We start from the raw sequence: 16,740 nt of genomic DNA, 5'->3' as shown, positions 1-16,740 counted from the left end.
GGCGGGGAGGGCCGCGGAGCGGCGGGTGGGTGTGTCCGCCGCCGTCGCCTCCGTGACGGTGGTGGGTCGTACCGGCGCGACCTGCATGATGGCGGTCCCCTCAGGAGCGGTGAAGGCAGACGTGCGGGCGAACGCACAAGCGAACGGATGAGCGGAGCGCGGGACGTCTGTTCGCAGAGCGTGCGTTCAGTGTCACTCACTGGTGTTACCAGGGCGTGACCGAACGGTCAAACGTGGATGAAACCCTGGCGCGGGGGCAGAAGTTGGACCCCGAACGAATGTGCGGTCCGTACGCCCCCTTGGCCTGCGAGGAGCGTACGGACCGCGACGTGCCGGGCGCTACCGGCTGGTAGTCACTTGTGCGCCGATTCACACAATCCGCGGGTCATACAGCCTGGGCGACGGCCGCCGCGCCGCGCCGCTCGATCGCCTGCTGGTAGAGCCGGCCCGCGCGGTACGACGAACGCACCAGCGGTCCGGACATGACGCCGGAGTAGCCGATGGCGTCGGCCTCGTCCTTCAGCTCCACGAACTCGGCGGGCTTCACCCAGCGCTCGACGGGGTGGTGGCGCGCGGACGGCCGCAGGTACTGCGTGATGGTGATCAGCTCGCATCCGGCGTCGTGGAGCTGGCGCAGGGCCTCGCTGATCTCCTCGCGGGTCTCGCCCATGCCGAGGATCAGGTTGGACTTGGTGATCAGTCCCGCCTCGCGGGCGCGGGTGATCACGTCGAGGGAGCGCTCGTAACGGAAGCCGGGGCGGATCCGCTTGAAGATCCGCGGCACCGTCTCGACATTGTGCGCGAGCACCTCGGGCCGCGACGAGAAGACCTCGGCGAGCTGCTCCGGCACCGCGTTGAAGTCCGGGATGAGCAGCTCGACCTTGGTGTGGCCGCTCTCGCGCTCCGCGGTCAGCGCGTGGATCCGGCGAACGGTCTCCGCGTAGAGCCAGGCCCCGCCGTCCTCCAGGTCGTCGCGGGCGACGCCGGTGATGGTGGCGTAGTTGAGGTCCATGGTGACGACGGACTCACCGACGCGGCGCGGCTCGTCGCGGTCGAGCGGCTCGGGCTTGCCCGTGTCGATCAGGCAGAAGTCGCACCGTCGCGTGCACTGTTCGCCGCCGATGAGGAAGGTGGCCTCGCGGTCCTCCCAGCATTCGAAGATGTTGGGACAGCCGGCCTCCTGGCAGACCGTGTGCAGGCCCTCGCTCTTCACGAGCTTCTGCAACTGCTGGTACTCGGGGCCCATTTTCGCCCGGGTCTTGATCCACTCGGGCTTGCGCTCGATGGGGGTCTGGCTGTTCCGGACCTCCAGGCGCAGCATCTTGCGTCCGTCGGGTGCGACAGCGGACACGTCCGGCACCTCTCTCTGCTGGCGCGGCATTCGATTCTTCGGCGAACACCAGGTTACGCCCGTTATTTGCGTGGTCTTACGTCTGGCCAACCCCTGGGCGGAGAGGCGCATTCCCCGGTGCGTTTCCGGGGGGCGTTCCCCGGTGCGGTTTCCCGTACGGCCGAGGGCCTACGGGCGGGGCCTGTCACCGCGTCCGCCGCGCGCCCCCTACGCGCTCGCTTTCAGTGCCGCGGCCGCCGGTCCGGGTTCCCGTACGGGCTCCCGTACGAGCTCTGCCACCGGCTCGCGCCCGATCGGGCGCGGCGTCGGCTCGGCCCCCTCCAGGATGTCCCGCAGGTGCCTCTCCACCACGGGGACGACCTCCGCGACCGTGATCTCCCGGCCCAGTTCGTACGAGAGCGACGTCACGCCCGCGTCCCGGATCCCGCACGGCACGATCCGGTCGAACCAGGTGTTGTCCGGGTTCACGTTGAACGAGAAGCCGTGCATCGTCACGCCCTTGGCGACCCGGATCCCGATCGCCGCGAGCTTGCGGTCCTCCCGGCGCTGGCCCGCGTTGGACGGGGCATACTCGGGCCCGTTCAGCCGGGGGTCGAACTCCTCGTCCGTCAGCCGGGGGTCCGCCCCCGGCGCCGTTCCGGGCGCGAGGTCCAGCGAGAGCCCGCCCAGCGGGGCGCGCTCCGGCACCGGATCGCCCAGCACCCACACGCCGCTGCGCCCCTCGACCCGGCTGGTCTCCAGGCCGAACTCGGCGGCCGTACGGATCAGCGCGTCCTCCAGGCGGCGGACATGCGCGACGACGTCCACCGGACGCGGCAGCTTCAGGATCGGGTACCCCACGAGCTGCCCGGGACCGTGCCAGGTGATCTTCCCGCCGCGGTCCACGTCGACGACAGGGGTGCCGTCGAGCGGGCGCTCACTGTCCGCCGTGCGCCGCCCGGCCGTGTAGACCGGCGGATGCTCCAGCAGCAGACAGGTGTCGGGGATCTCGTCCGCGAACCGGGCCGCGTGGACCCTGCGCTGCTCCTGCCACGCCTCCTGGTACTCGACCGCCTCCGCGCCGAAACCGAGATGGACGTACCGCAGCTCACCCACGGCAGAGCCTCCTTACCACCGGCCGAGAAACTTTCGTCCTGCACGCATCGCGCGCCCTTGCCACTGTACGGCGGCCTCCGGACGGAGGGCCGGGCAGGTGCGCCCGGCCCTCCGTCCGGAAGCCGGTGCCCGCCGCCGACGCGGATTCATGGACTTGTCCCACGTCAGCGACGCAATCGATCCTCACACGATCGGATGAATGTGGGGCGAACGTGGCAGTGAGACCGGTCACGGCTACTACATTCGCGCCGTTCCATAAGGGCTGCTCCCTTGGCCCGGAAGGCAGGAGACCGTACAGCACATGTCGGAACGACCTCCGCAGCGCACCCCCAACCGCCAGCTCGCCGCCCTCATCGCCGAAGCCGGATTCTCCCACGCGGGTCTCGCCCGCCGGGTGGATCAGCTGGGCCTTGAGCACGGCCTCGATCTGCGGTACGACAAAACGTCGGTGACCCGGTGGCTGCGCGGGCAGCAGCCACGCGGCACCACCCCCGCACTGATCGCCGAGGTCTTCACCCGCCGGCTCGGACGCCGGCTCTCCGCGCAGGATCTGGGGCTGGACGCCTGTGCCCCGGTCTACGCGGGCCTCGAATTCGCCTCGACCCCCGAGGAAGCCGTCGACATCGTCGGCGGACTGTGGCGCAAGGACTCCGGCAGCCACAACGAACTCCGCAAGATCGCGTTCACCCCCGCCGGCCTGGTCGTCCCCAGCCGCGACTGGCTGATCGGGCGCGCCGACGAACGGGTGGCCCACCCGGGGCTCACCGCCGGTCCCGCCGCGCCCGCCGGCCCCACCGCTCCGGGCGGCCAGGGCAGCCAGGCCGGGGCCGGCCCCGCACCCGCCGGAGCCGCTTCCGGCCGTACCCCCGGTCCCGTCCCGCCGCGCCCCGGCCGGGGGCCGGGAGCCGCCCGGGTGCCCGCCCAGGCCCAGGCCCAGGGGCTCGCCAAGGGGAGACCCCAGGTCCCGGGGCACGCCGCGCAGGGGCCGCAGGGCGCCCTCGCGGCCCAGCACACCCAGGGCGTCCCGGCCGCCCCGTCGGCCCTCTCCGCCCTGTCCGGCCTCCCGCGCCAGCGCACCGAACGCGCCGTCGGCCAGCGCGTCACCACCGGCGACATCGAGGCCCTGCGCTCCGTCGGCGACCTCTTCCGCACCCTCGACCACGCCTACGGCGGCGGCCACGCCCGCCAGGCCCTCGTGCGCTACCTGGAGCACGAGGCCGAACCGATGCTGCGGGGCCTGTACGGCGAGACCACCGGCCGCAGGCTCTTCGCCGCCGCGGCCGATCTGACCCGGCTGGCCGGCTGGACCTCGTACGACATCGCCGCGCACGGCCTCGCCCAGCGCTACTTCGTCCAGGCGCTGCGGCTCTCCCAGGCGGCCGGGGACCGCGCGTACGGCTCGTACGTCCTGGTCACGATGAGCCGGCAGGCCGTCTACCTCGGCCACGGCCGCGAGGCCGTCCAGCTCGCCCGCGTCGCCCAGCAGGGCATCGGCGCGTCCGCGCCCCCGGTCGTCCAGGCGCTGCTGCACTCCGCCGAGGCGCGCGGGCACGGCGTGCTCGGCGAGGCGCGGGCCTGCTCCGCCTCGCTCGTACGGGCCGAACGCGCCCTGGACGCGGCGCGCCCCGGCGACGAGACGCCGCGCTGGGCGCGCTTCTTCGACGAGGCGCAGTTCGCGGACGAACTCGCCCACTGCCACCGCGATCTCCAGCAGCACCGCGTCTGCGTCCAGCACGCCGAGCGCTCGCTCCAGCTGCGCGCCCCCGAGTACGCCCGCAGCCGCCTCTTCTGCCGGGTCGTGCTCGCCTGCGGGCGCCTCGGCCTCGGCGAGCTGGACCAGGCGTGCGTGCTCGGCGCGGAGGCCGCCCGGCAGGCCACGGAGATGCGATCGGCGCGCGCGGTGGAGTACGTACGCGACTTCGAGCGGCGGCTGGAGCCGTACCGGGACGCCACGGCCGTACGGAACTACCGCGACCGGGTTGCCGCGATCGGCTGAGGAGCGCCGCGTGGTGGGCCGCGTGGTGAGCCGGTCCCGTCCGGGGGAGGTCGACACCCGGACGGGACCGGAGCTGTGCGCCCGGGACGCCGCTACGCCACCGCGGCGATCGGCGCCGTCTCGTACGCCGGGCGTACGCCCAGGTCGCGCAGGATCGCGTGGGCGGCGCGGCGGCCCGAGAAGAGCGCGCCCTGCACGGTGTTCATGTCGCGGTGGTCGCCGCACACGTACAGCCCCGACAGCAGCCGCACCGGCCGGCGCAGGTCGTGCGGCGGGTCCATCGCGGGTACGGACTCCGGGTCGTGATGGACCGCCAGCAGCTCCCAGTCGTCGGTCGGCGTCCCGTACAGGCGGGCGAGGTGCGCGCGGACCGTACGGTCCAGCTCCGCGGCCGGGGGCGGGGTGCCGAGCACCGTCGACGAGATCAGCACGCGGCCCTGGGGCGCGCGCGACGGGTCCACCGCGCTCATCACCGCCGTGTGCGTGACGGGGCCCTCGCGGTCGGCGTCCAGCAGCAGCGCGGGCTCGGTCAGCGGGGGCGCGGGCGCCGTGTGGTGCAGCACCGTCACGGGGTGGAACTCCGGCACCCGCAGCCCGGGCAGCAGCTCGGCCGCGGCGCGCGCGCCCGTCGCCAGGACGAGCGAGCGGCAGGCGATCTCGCCGTGCTCCTTGGTGCTCACGCAGTTGATCGACGTGTCCGTGACACAGACGTCCGTACGGACGGTGCCCTCCGGCAGGGTCCGCGCCAGCAGTTCCGGCAGGGTGGCGGAGCCGCCGGCGGGGACGAAGAGCCGGCCCCGCGCGAACGCCCGCAGCGCGAGATCGGCGCACCGGCTCGACGTCCGGAGTTCCGGGTCGCAGAGCAGCGCGGTGAGCAGCGGGCGTATGAAGCCGTTGACGGTACGGGCGGGCAGCCCGCGCACCGCGAGCGCCTCCCCCGCGGTCCGCTCGGGGCGGCCCAGCAGCCGGGCCGTCGGGGTCGCCGCCAGGCGCCCCAGGGCGGCGCTGAGCCGCGCCTGGTCGACCGCGCCGCCCAGCGGCGGACGGGGGGCGCTCGCCAGGGCGCGCGCGACGGTGAGTGCGCTCCGCGCGCTCCCGACCGCACCGGTGCGGTAGTTCCTGCCCTCGCTGTGGACGAGCACGCCCGGCGAGAACATCCGCACGGCCGCGCCTTCGAGCCCCGGCGTGCGGAGCAGATCCGGGTACGAGGTGGTGAGGAGCCGTCCGCCGCGGTCCAGCCGGAAGCCGTCGACCTGGTCCGTGGCCATCCGGCCGCCGATGTGGGGGGCGGCCTCCAGGACGCTGACCGTGACGCCCGCGCTGGTGAGGTGGTGCGCGGCGGACAGACCTGCGAGGCCGGCTCCGATGATGACGACGTCTGCGTGGTGCGCGGTGCTGAGTGCGGTGCTGAGCACGTGCCCCTCCCCGAGGTCAGCGCGGCTGGGTGGGTGGTCCGATGCCCGGCACCGGATCCGATGCCCGCACCGGACCACCCGGAACGCCCCGGACGAGCCAGCCCGCAGTCCCGCCCGCGGCGCCACCGCGGACTCACTCGTCGAGTTCCGGGACGAGCGTAGGGACGGATGAGCGCCCGGCGGACGCGCGCGGGCGGGGGCACCGATGCATGGGGGGTGCGCGGCCCCGTACGGCGGACGCGGCCGAGCGGCGCGGGAGACTCCGCCCGGGCTCCGGCCCGTTCCGTGTGCGCTCCCGGGCCCGGCCACGAGCACGGCGGACCCGCTCCCGGGCCGGAGCGCCGCGCGCCGGCCCCCGGGACGCCGCACCGGCCCCGCGGGCCCCGCACCGCCCCGTGACGCCGCCCTGTCCCGCCCCCGCGCGGTCGCCCCGCCGGGCGCCTCCTGTCCCGCCCGCTACACCGCCGCCCGTACCGCCTCGTCGATGGTCGGGAACGCGAACGTGAAGCCCGACTCCAGCAGCCGCGACGGCACCACGCGCTGACTGCCCACGATGTCGTCCGCCAGGTCGCCCACCACCAGCCGCAACGCCGCCGCGGGGACCGGGAACGGGGTCGGGCGGTGCAGGACGCGGCCCATCGCCGCCGTCACCTCGCGGTTGGTGACGGGCTCCGGGGCCGTCAGGTTGACCGGGCCCTCCAGACCGTCCGTGTCGACGAGATGCCGCAGCGCCGCCACCTCGTCGTGCAGCGAGATGAAGCTCCAGTACTGGTCGCCCGAACCGAGCCGGCCGCCGAGCCCCGCGCGGAAGAGCGGGAAGAGCCGCCCCCACGCGCCGCCCTTGCGCGCGACCACCAGACCGGTGCGCGGGAAGACCGTACGGATGCCCGCCTCCTCCGCCGGCAGCGCGGCCTCCTCCCACTCCACGCAGAGCGACGGCAGGAAGCCGTCCCCCGGAGGGGTGCTCTCGTCCACCTTCCGGTCCCCGGTGTAGCCGTAGAACCCGATGGCGGAGCCGGAGACCAGCACCCGGGGCGGCGAGTCGAGCGTGGTGAGGGCCTCCGCGAGGGTGGCCGTGCCGAGGATCCGGCTGTCCCGGATCTCCCGCTTGTAGGCGTCGCTCCAGCGCCGGTCCCCGACGCCCGCGCCCGCGAGGTGGACGACCGCCTCGCAGCCGTTCAGCTTCCCCGCGTCGATCGTCTGCCGCACGGGGTCCCACTCGATCTCGTCCGCCGCGCGGGCCGCGTGCCGTACCAGCCGCGTCACCTCGTGCCCGTCCGCGCGCAGGGAGCTGACAAGTGCCGTACCGATGAGCCCGGTCGAACCGGTGACCGCGATTTTCATGCACCCATCCTGCCTCCGGAACATCACGTGACACAGTTGCGCCATGGTGGAACCCCGGATACGTCCCGCCGAGCGCGCGGACGACGACGCCCTCGGCGCGCTCGACCGCGCGACCTGGTCACCGCTGCACGCCGTTACGCCGCGCCCGCGCCCGCCGTACGGACCGTTCTTCGACGCCCAGCACCGGCCGGAGGACTTCCTGGTCGCCGAGACCGACGGAGCCGGGAGCGGACGCGGAGGCGGTGACGCGACCGGGAGCGGACGCGGTGAGTACGGTCCGGACCGTATCGCCGGGTACATCCGCGTCGCCCGCCCCACGCCCCTCGCCAGCAACGCGCATGTACGGCAGATCCAGGGCCTCACGGTGTACCCGTGGGCGCGCGGCCGGGGCGTGGCGCGCGCCCTGTTGCGCGCGGGCGTGCTGCACGCGCGCAACCAGGGCGCGCGGCGGCTGACCCTGCGCGTCCTGGGGCACAACGCACCGGCGCGGGCGCTCTACGAGGCGGAGGGCTTCCGCGTCGAGGGGATCCTGCCGGGGGAGTTCCTCCTCGACGGCGCGTACGTCGACGACGTCCTCATGGGGCTCCCGCTGGAGTGAGCCGCCGGGTGCCGCCCCCGAACGGGAAGCGGCCGGGCTCACTCGCCCCCGAAGCGCTCCGTCAGCCTGGGGAAGCGTTCCGCCAGCGCCGCCTCGTCCTCGAAGTCCAGCGGGGTGCCCTCCGGCTCCGGGCGCTGCGCCGCGATCCCCAGGGCGGGCGCCACCACGCCCGTGAGCTGTTCGTACGCCTCGTCCGCCGCGTACCCCAGCTCCTCGCCGTCCCCGTCGACGGTCTCGTCGAACTCGTCCAGCAGCCCGGCCAGGCTGTCCGGGTCGTGCAGCGCGCCCTCGAAGACCTCCCGGCCCTGCCCGATCAGCCAGCAGCGGAAGTAGTCGAAGGCGTCGTCACTCGCGCCGCCGAGCAGGACGGCCGCCGCGCCCCAGAGATCCCAGTGGTAGGCGCGGTTGTAGCGCGACTCGAAGTGCCGCGCGAAGTCCAGTACGGAGTCGGGATCGAGCTGGAGGAGCCGTTCGACCAGCAGGTCGGCATGGTCCTCGGGGTCGCCGTCGGCGGCCTCGCGGGTGCTGTCGACGATCTCCCAGAACTCCGTCTCGTCCATCACGGGTCAAGCATCGTGCCTGCGGAGGAGCGGCGCACGCGGAGCCGCGAGTCGCAGGACTTCTGTGACCTGCCACGCCCCGCACCCCCTGCCACGCCCCGCACCCCCTGCCCGGCCCCCGCACCCCCTGCCCGGCCCCCGCACCTCCTGCCCGGCCCCCGCACCTCCTGCCCGGCCCCCGCGCCCCCTGTCGGCCCCTGTACCCCTCTGCTACCGGTACAGGTCCCGCATCCGCGCCGCCGCCTCCGCGAACCGGCGCCGCAGCGTGTCCGGCGCCAGCACCTCCGCGTCCGGGCCCAGCGTCAGCAGCTGGGTGTACGCCACCTCCTCCGACTCCACCGGCAGCGTCACCGTGATCCGGCCCTTCGCGTCCGCCGGGGCCGCCGCTTCGACCGCCTCCGTGGCTGCCACCCGGTCCGCCACGTACGGCAGTCTGCGGGCGCCCTCGGGCGAGAGGCGCACCTCGATCTCCGTGTGCAGCAGGGAGCGCGCGAACTCCGCCGCGCGCTCCTCCCAGAACGCCGGCAGATCGAAGGTCTCCTCACGAGAGAAACGTTCCTGCAACGGTTCGACCGCGGTGAACCGCTCGATCCGGTAGACCCGGAACGTGCCCTCCGTGGCCGCGCACAGGTACCAGACGCCCGCCTTCAGCACGAGACCGTACGGCGCCAGCTCCCGCTCCACCTCCACGTCCTTGCGCAGGTAGCGCGCCGCCACCAGCCGGTCGCCCCACACCGCCTCCGCGACCGCGGGCAGCAGCTCCGGGGTCCCCGGCTCCTGGTACCAGCCGGGCGCGTCGAGGTGGAAGCGCTGCGCCGCCGCGGCCGGGGCGTCCCGCAGCGACGGCAGCAGCGCCGCCGAGACCTTCAGCCGGGCGGCCGACGAGATGTCGTCGAGCCCCATCTCGCGCAGCGCCCCCGGCACCCCGGAGAGGAACAGCGCCTCCGCCTCGCCGCGCGCCAGGCCGGTCAGCCGGGTGCGGTAACCGCCGATCAGCCGGTACCCCCCGGACCGGCCCCGGTTGGCGTACACCGGGACGCCGGCCTCGGAGAGGGCCTGGGCGTCCCGGGTGATCGTGCGTTCGGACACCTCCAGCTCACGGGCCAGTTCGCCGGCCGTCATCGAGGGTCTGGACTGGAGGAGAAGGACCATTTTGATCAGGCGGGCAGCACGCATACGTCCATCATGCAGGGAGCCCCCGCCACCGAGTGACAGGGGCTCCCCGGCCTGCTATAGGGGATCTGACGGGCCGGCGGTCCGTGGAACGCCGGCCCGTGCAACGGCCGTCAGAGGCCGTAGCGCTCCCGCGCCTCCGCGATCCGCTCCGGCTTGACCTCGCCGCGCCGCGCGAGCTGCGCCAGCGCCGCGACCACGATCGACCGCGCGTCCACCCCGAAGTGGCGGCGCGCCGCCTCGCGGGTGTCCGAGAGCCCGAAGCCGTCCGTGCCGAGCGAGCTGTAGTCCTGCTCCACCCACTGGCTGATCTGGTCCGGCACCTGCCGCATCCAGTCGCTGACCGCGAGCACCGGGCCCGGGGCGCCCGCCAGCGCGCGGGTCACGTACGGCACCTTCTCCTCGCCGCGCAGCAGGGCCTCGTCGGCCTCCAGCGCGTCCCTGCGCAGCTCGCTCCAGGAGGTGGCGGACCAGACGTCGGCCGTCACGCCCCAGTCGGCGGCGAGCAGTTCCTGTGCCTCCAGGGCCCAGTGGATCGCCGTACCGGACGCCAGGAGCTGGATCGCCGGTGCGTCGGCCGCAGCCGGGACGCCCTCCTTGAAGCGGTACAGGCCCTTGACGATGCCCTCCTCGACGCCCTCGGGCATCGCGGGCTGCGGCATCGGCTCGTTGTAGACCGTCAGGTAGTAGAAGACATCCTGGTCCTCGCCGGGCACGGGCTCGCCGTACATCCGCCGCAGACCCTCCTTGACGATCACCGCGACCTCGTACGCGAACGCCGGGTCGTAGTTGAGCGACGCCGGGTTGGTGGCCGCGATGAGGTGCGAGTGGCCGTCCGCGTGCTGGAGCCCCTCGCCCGTCAGCGTCGTCCGGCCCGCGGTGGCGCCGACGATGAAGCCCTTGCCGAGCTGGTCGGCGAGCTGCCACATCTGGTCGCCCGTGCGCTGCCAGCCGAACATCGAGTAGAAGATGTAGAACGGGATCATCGTCTCGCCGTGCGTCGCGTACGACGTCGCGGCGGCGATGAAGTCGGCCATCGAACCGGCCTCGGTGATCCCCTCGTTGAGGATCTGGCCGTCCTTGGCCTCCTTGTAGTACATGATCTGGTCGCGGTCGACCGGGTCGTACGTCTGGCCCAGCGGCGAGTAGATGCCGGCCGACGGGAACAGCGCCTCCATGCCGAAGGTGCGGGCCTCGTCGGGGACGATCGGGACCCAGCGCTTGCCGGTCTCCTTGTCCCGCATCAGGTCCTTCATCAGCCGGACGAACGCCATCGTCGTCGCCACGGACTGCTTGCCCGAGCCCTTGGCGACGGCCTGGAACGGCTTCTCGGACGGCTGGGGCAGCGCCACCGCGTGCACCCGGCGGGCCGGGGCGGGGCCGCCGAGCGCCGCGCGCCGCTCCTGGAGGTAGCGCACCTCGGGGGAGTCCGCGCCGGGGTGGCCGTACGGCACCAGGCTGTCGTCGAGTTTCGCGTCCGGGATCGGCAGCTCCAGCAGGTCGCGCATGGTGCGGAACTGCTCGCCGGAGAGCTTCTTCATCTGGTGGTTGGCGTTGCGCGACTCGAAGCCGGCGCCGAGCGTGTAGCCCTTCACCGTCTGCGCGAGGATCACGGTCGGCGCGCCCTCGTGGGCCAGCGCCGCCCGGTACGCCGCGTACACCTTGCGGGCCTCGTGGCCACCGCGCGAGGTGAAGAAACACTCGGCGATCTTCGCGTCGGTCAGCAGCTTCGCCAGCTCGACGAGGGCCGGCTCGGCGCCGAAGAAGTGCTCACGGATGTACGCGACGTCCCGCGTGGCGTACGTCTGGAACTGGGCGTCCGGCACCTGGCGCAGCCGGCGTACCAGCGCGCCCGTGGTGTCCAGCGCGAACAGCTCGTCCCAGGCGGAGCCCCACAGCGTCTTGACGACGTTCCAGCCGGCGCCGCGGAACTGGGCCTCCAGCTCCTGCACGACCCGGAAGTTCGCGCGGACCGGGCCGTCGAGGCGCTGGAGGTTGCAGTTGATGACGAAGGTCAGGTTGTCGAGCCGCTCCCGCGCCGCGAGGGCGAGGGCCGCCGTCGACTCGGGCTCGTCCATCTCGCCGTCGCCGAGGAACGCCCAGACGTGCGAGGCGGAGGTGTCCTTGATGCCGCGGTTGGTCAGGTAGCGGTTGAACCGCGCCTGGTAGATCGCGGAGAGCGGGCCGAGGCCCATGGAGACGGTGGGGAACTCCCACAGCCACGGCAGCCGCCGCGGGTGCGGGTACGAGGGGAGGCCCTGGCCGCCCGCCTCCTGGCGGAAGTGGTCCAGGTCCGTCTCGGTGAGCCGGCCGTCGAGGAAGGCGCGGGCGTAGATGCCGGGGGAGGCGTGGCCCTGGACGTAGAGCTGGTCGCCCGAACCGTCACCCTCCTTGCCGCGGAAGAAGTGGTTGAACCCCGTCTCGTACAGCCACGCGGCGGACGCGAAGGTGGCGATGTGCCCGCCGACGCCGTACCGGGCGCCGCGGGTGACCATCGCCGCCGCGTTCCAGCGGTTCCAGGCGGTGATCCGGGACTCCATCTCCAGGTCGCCGTCGAACGCGGGCTCGGCGTCGGTGGGGATGGTGTTCACATAGTCGCTCTCCAGCAGCTCGGGCACCGGGACCCCGGCGGTCCCCGCGTGCTGGAGGGTGCGCCGCATCAGGTACGCGGCGCGGTGCGGGCCCGCGTGTTCGGTGACGGCGTCCAGGGAGGCCGCCCATTCGGCGGTCTCCTCGGTGTCACGGTCCGGGAGCTGGTCCAGCTCGCTCGGAAGCTTGCCTACGGGGTCGGGCATCATCGCCGCCTTCCGGACAGGAGGGGGGTGGAGAAGTGGTCATGTCTGGCAGGACAGGACGCTGGGCTGGGTGCAGCCCGTCGTCGACTGTAAAACGCTGATCGATGATCGATCAAAGGGTTGAACGGCAAAACTTCTCGATCTCAAGAAATTGGCATCCCGTGCCGCACGATAGGGCACGGAGTGACGGACGGTAATTCATGACAGAAGTGGGGCAGAAGGGGGCGAGTCAGGCGCGCGGCGCGCATCCGAGCACATGGTCCTTCACCAGTGAGCCGATGCCCGGGTCCCGTCTGCGGAACGCTTCGACCAGCTCCTGATGCTCCTCGGCGTACGACTTCTGCACCGTGCCCAGCCAGCGGATCGACAGCGCGGTGAAGACCTCGATGCCGAGCCCCTCCCAGGTGTGCAGCAGCACAGCGTTACCGGCCGCCCGCACCAGCTCCCGGTGGAAGCCCACCGTGTGCCGTACCTGCGCGGTCCCGTCGGCCGCCCGGTCCGCCGCGTACAGCGCCGTCACGTGCGGCTCCAGCGCGGAACAGTCCACGGCCAGCCGCTCGGCGGCCAGCTCCGCGGCGATCTGCTCCAGACCGGCCCGTACGGGATAGCTCTCCTCCAGGTCGGCCGCGGTCAGGTTCCGGACCCGTACGCCCTTGTTGGGCGCCGACTCGATCAGCCGCAGGGACTCCAGCTCGCGCAGCGCCTCGCGTACGGGCGTCTGGCTGACCTGCAGCTCCGTCGCGATCCGGCGCTCGACGATCCGCTCGCCCGGCTTCCAGCGACCGCTGACGATCCCCTCCACGATGTGCTCGCGGATCTGTTCGCGCAGCGAGTGGACGACAGGCGGACTCATGAAGGGCTCCTCGGGCCGGGAAGATGTCTGGACAATACGGCGGTACGCACCGAACGACAGCGCCCCCGCCCGGACTTTTCTCCGGGCGGGGGCGCCATTGCCGTACGGGGGATGCCTGCGACGCTCCCGCGGTCGTCCCAGGCCGGTGCTCCACCTCTTACAGGCCGAGCTCCACCTCGAACTCGCCGGCTTCGAGGATCGCCTTGACCGCCGTCAGGTAGCGGGCGGCGTCGGCGCCGTCCACCAGGCGGTGGTCGTAGGAGAGCGCGAGGTACGTCATGTCGCGCACCGCGATGGTCTCGCCGAGGTCCGGGTGGTTGATGACCACCGGGCGCTTGACGGTGGCGCCGATGCCCAGGATGGCGACCTGGGTCGGCGGCACGATGACCGTGTCGAAGAGCGCGCCGCGCGAGCCCGTGTTGCTGATGGTGAACGTGGCACCGGCCAGGTCGTCCGGTGTGATCTTGCTGGCCCGGACGGCCGCCGCCAGTTCCGCGGTCTTCTTGGAGATGCCGGCGATGTTCAGGTCGCCCGCGCCCTTGATGACCGGGGTCATCAGACCCTTCTCGGAGTCCACCGCGATACCGATGTTCTCCGAGTCGAAGTACGTGATCGTGCCCTCGTCCTCGTTGATCCGGGCGTTGATGACCGGGTGGGCCTTCAGCGCCTGGGCCGCCGCCTTGACGTAGAACGGCATCGGGGAGAGCTTGACGCCCTCGCGGGCGGCGAAGGAGTCCTTCGCCTGCGCGCGCAGCCGCATCAGCTTCGTGACATCGACCTCGACCACGCTGGTGAGCTGGGCCTGCGTGTGCAGCGCCTTCACCATGTTGTCGCCGATGACCTTGCGCATGCGGGTCATCTTGACGGTCTGACCGCGCAGCGGGGACGCCTCCAGCTTCGGCGCCCTGGACGCCGCCGGGGCGGCGGCGGCCGGAGCCGGGGCTGCAGCGGCGGCCTTGGCGGCGGCGGCCGCTTCGGCGGCGGTGATGACGTCCTGCTTGCGGATCCGGCCGCCGACGCCGGTGCCCTTGACGGACGCCAGGTCGACCGCGTTCTCCGCGGCGAGCTTGCGGACCAGCGGCGTGACGTACGCGCCGGCGTCGTCGCCCGCGGGGGCGGCCGGGGCGGCGGGGGTGACCGGAGCCGGAGCGGCCGGAGCCGGAGCGGCGGGGGCGGCCGGCGCGGGCGCCGGAGCCTTCGGGGCCTCCTGTACGGGGGCGGCCGGGGCCGGCGCCGGAGCGGCCGGGGCCGGAGCGGCCGGAGCCGGCGCGGGAGCCGCCGGAGCCGGAGCCGCGGCCGGGGCCGCCGGGGCAGCGGCGGCGGGGGCGGCCGGGGCCGCGCCCGGGGCGCCGATGACGGCCAGCTTCGCGCCGACCTCCGCGGTCTCGTCCTCGCCGACCACGATCTCCAGCAGCACACCGGCGACCGGGGCGGGGATCTCGGTGTCGACCTTGTCGGTGGAGACCTCCAGCAGCGGCTCGTCCTCCGCGACCTCCTCGCCGACCTCCTTCAGCCACCGGGTGACGGTGCCCTCGGTGACCGACTCGCCCAGCGCGGGCAGCGTGACATCGGTGCCGGAGGCGCCACCGGCCGGGGCGGCGGGCGCGGCGGGCGCGGGCTCGGCGGCCGGTGCGGCCGGTGCCGGGGCCTCGGCGGCGGGGGCCGGGGCGGCCGGAGCCGGAGCCGCGGCGGGGGCCGGAGCGGCCTCGGTCGGCTGGGCCGCCGCCTGGCCGCCCGTGCCGTCGTCGATGATGGCGAGCTCGGCGCCGACCTCGACGGTCTCGTCCTCGGCGACCTTGATGGACGCCACGACACCGGCGACCGGCGCCGGGATCTCGGTGTCGACCTTGTCGGTCGAGACCTCCAGCAGCGGCTCGTCGGCCTCGACTCGCTCGCCCTCGGCCTTCAGCCAGCGGGTGACAGTGCCCTCGGTGACGCTCTCGCCGAGCGCCGGCAGGGTTACGGAAACCGACATGGTTTCAGTTGCTCCTATCGAATGTACGGAAGTGGTCGTCGCGCCCGGACTGAACCATCAGTCGTGGGAGTGCAGCGGCTTGCCGGCCAGGGCCAGGTGGGCCTCGCCGAGCGCCTCGCTCTGGGTGGGGTGCGCGTGGATGAGCTGCGCGACCTCGGCCGGCAGAGCCTCCCAGTTGTAGATGAGCTGAGCCTCGCCGACCTGCTCGCCCATACGGTCACCGACCATGTGGACACCGACCACGGCACCGTCCTTGACCTGGACGAGCTTGATCTCACCGGAGGTCTTGAGGATCTTGCTCTTTCCGTTGCCCGCGAGGCTGTACTTGAGGGCGACGACCTTGTCCGCGCCGTAGATCTCCTTGGCCTTGGCCTCGGTGATGCCGACGGAGGCGACCTCGGGGTGGCAGTACGTCACCCGCGGCACGCCGTCGTAGTCGATCGGAACGGTCTGGAGACCGGCCAGCCGCTCGGCGACGAGGATGCCCTCGGCGAAGCCCACGTGCGCGAGCTGGAGGGTCGGGACCAGGTCGCCGACGGCCGAGATCGTCTCGACGTTCGTGCGCATGTACTCGTCGACCACGACATAGCCGCGGTCGATCGCGACGCCCTGCTCCTCGTAACCGAGCCCCTGCGAGACCGGGCCGCGGCCGATCGCGACCAGCAGCACCTCCGCCTCGAAGGTCTTGCCGTCGGCGAGCGTGACACGGACGCCCGTGTCGGTGTACTCCGCCTTGTCGAAGAACGTACCGAGGTTGAACTTGATCCCGCGCTTGCGGAACGCGCGCTCCAGCAGCTTCGAGCTGTTCTCGTCCTCGACCGGGACCAGGTGCTTCAGGCCCTCGATGACCGTGACGTCCGTGCCGAAGGACTTCCACGCGGAGGCGAACTCGACGCCGATGACGCCGCCGCCCAGGATGATCGCGGACTCCGGGACGCGGTTCAGCGTCAGCGCGTGGTCGGAGGAGATGATCCGGTCGCCGTCGATCACCAGGCCCGGCAGCGACTTCGGTACGGAACCGGTCGCGAGGAGGACGTGGCGGCCCTGGACGCGCTGACCGTTCACGTCGACGGAGGTGGGCGACGAGAGCCGGCCCTCGCCCTCGATGTACGTCACCTTGCGGGAGGCGACCAGCCCCTGGAGCCCCTTGTACAGGCCCGCGATCACGTCGTCCTTGTACTTGTGGACCCCGGCGATGTCGACACCCTCGAAGGTGGCCTTGATGCCGAACTGCTCGCTCTCGCGGGCCTGGTCGGCGATCTCGCCGGCGTGCAGCAGGGCCTTCGTGGGGATGCAGCCGTTGTGCAGGCAGGTGCCGCCCAGCTTGTTCTTCTCGATCAGTGCGACGTCCAGGCCCAGCTGCGCTCCGCGCAGCGCCGCGGCGTAACCGCCGCTACCGCCGCCGAGGATCACTAGGTCGAAAACGGTGCTGGCGTCGTTCGCCACGTCACGTCCTCCATGCATGTGCGCCGGGCGCGGTCTCACATCGACCGGGCGGCGGCTGGTCTTCGGCCGCTATGTCTTCGGCCCTGTGGTGGGGGCCCTGTCCTGCCGATTACCCATCTTTGCACGGTGCGCGGCCCGA

General features: G+C 72.9%; 12 protein-coding genes. 2 read left to right on the top strand and 10 right to left on the bottom strand.

The annotated features are described in order from the left end of the window. Window positions 1–385: 385 nt before the first annotated feature. Window positions 386–1,351, bottom strand: coding sequence for a lipoyl synthase (gene lipA, locus ACFTZC_RS10830; protein ID WP_382888458.1), 966 nt, complete (start codon window positions 1,349–1,351; stop codon window positions 386–388). A gap of 207 nt (window positions 1,352–1,558) precedes the next feature. Next, complete coding sequence (gene lipB / locus ACFTZC_RS10825; protein WP_382888457.1) at window positions 1,559–2,446, bottom strand: lipoyl(octanoyl) transferase LipB; 888 nt, start codon at window positions 2,444–2,446, stop codon at window positions 1,559–1,561. A gap of 301 nt (window positions 2,447–2,747) precedes the next feature. Between lipB and ACFTZC_RS10820 the strand changes: the two genes are divergently transcribed. After that, window positions 2,748–4,442 carry a regulator gene (locus ACFTZC_RS10820; protein WP_382888456.1) on the top strand — a complete coding sequence of 565 codons (1,695 nt, stop codon included), beginning with the start codon at window positions 2,748–2,750 and terminating at the stop codon, window positions 4,440–4,442. A 92-nt stretch (window positions 4,443–4,534) separates the two neighbouring features. Here ACFTZC_RS10820 and ACFTZC_RS10815 read toward each other — a convergent pair whose 3' ends face one another. Then, window positions 4,535–5,857, bottom strand: a complete 1,323-nt coding sequence (locus ACFTZC_RS10815; RefSeq protein WP_382888455.1) for an NAD(P)/FAD-dependent oxidoreductase — start codon at window positions 5,855–5,857, stop codon at window positions 4,535–4,537. 456 nt (window positions 5,858–6,313) lie between these two features. After that, window positions 6,314–7,201, bottom strand: coding sequence for a TIGR01777 family oxidoreductase (locus ACFTZC_RS10810; protein WP_382888454.1), 888 nt, complete (start codon window positions 7,199–7,201; stop codon window positions 6,314–6,316). Window positions 7,202–7,244: 43 nt separating this feature from the next. On the opposite strand from ACFTZC_RS10810, the gene ACFTZC_RS10805 reads away from it, so the two are divergent. Further along, window positions 7,245–7,799, top strand: a complete 555-nt coding sequence (locus ACFTZC_RS10805) for a GNAT family N-acetyltransferase (RefSeq protein WP_382888453.1) — start codon at window positions 7,245–7,247, stop codon at window positions 7,797–7,799. A 38-nt stretch (window positions 7,800–7,837) separates the two neighbouring features. Here the strand turns inward: ACFTZC_RS10805 and ACFTZC_RS10800 are convergent, their stop codons facing one another. The 6 genes from ACFTZC_RS10800 to lpdA all read right to left on the bottom strand — a co-directional run bounded on the left by ACFTZC_RS10800 (window position 7,838) and on the right by lpdA (window position 16,601). Then, entirely contained in the window at window positions 7,838–8,359 is a 522-nt protein-coding gene (locus tag ACFTZC_RS10800) for a DUF4240 domain-containing protein (RefSeq protein WP_382888610.1), read from the bottom strand. Window positions 8,360–8,569: 210 nt separating this feature from the next. Then, window positions 8,570–9,535 (bottom strand): helix-turn-helix transcriptional regulator, encoded by a 966-nt coding sequence (locus ACFTZC_RS10795; protein WP_382888452.1) that lies wholly within the window; start codon window positions 9,533–9,535, stop codon window positions 8,570–8,572. Window positions 9,536–9,645: 110 nt separating this feature from the next. Continuing rightward, a complete protein-coding gene (gene aceE / locus ACFTZC_RS10790) occupies window positions 9,646–12,327 on the bottom strand; it encodes a pyruvate dehydrogenase (acetyl-transferring), homodimeric type (RefSeq protein WP_382888451.1) in 2,682 nt (893 codons plus the stop codon). 229 nt (window positions 12,328–12,556) lie between these two features. Beyond that, entirely contained in the window at window positions 12,557–13,180 is a 624-nt protein-coding gene (locus ACFTZC_RS10785) for a GntR family transcriptional regulator (protein ID WP_365806751.1), read from the bottom strand. A 157-nt stretch (window positions 13,181–13,337) separates the two neighbouring features. After that, window positions 13,338–15,155, bottom strand: a complete 1,818-nt coding sequence (gene sucB / locus ACFTZC_RS10780) for a 2-oxoglutarate dehydrogenase, E2 component, dihydrolipoamide succinyltransferase (RefSeq protein WP_382888450.1) — start codon at window positions 15,153–15,155, stop codon at window positions 13,338–13,340. A 57-nt stretch (window positions 15,156–15,212) separates the two neighbouring features. Then, a complete protein-coding gene (gene lpdA, locus ACFTZC_RS10775; RefSeq protein WP_382888449.1) occupies window positions 15,213–16,601 on the bottom strand; it encodes a dihydrolipoyl dehydrogenase in 1,389 nt (462 codons plus the stop codon). Between the last annotated feature and the right edge of the window lie 139 nt (window positions 16,602–16,740).

The sequence above is a fragment of the Streptomyces sp. NPDC056987 genome (genome assembly GCF_042673865.1).
Taxonomy (GTDB): Bacteria; Actinomycetota; Actinomycetes; order Streptomycetales; family Streptomycetaceae; genus Streptomyces.
Note: the sequence above shows the minus strand (reverse complement) of the source record. Positions and strands in the feature narration are given on the sequence as shown.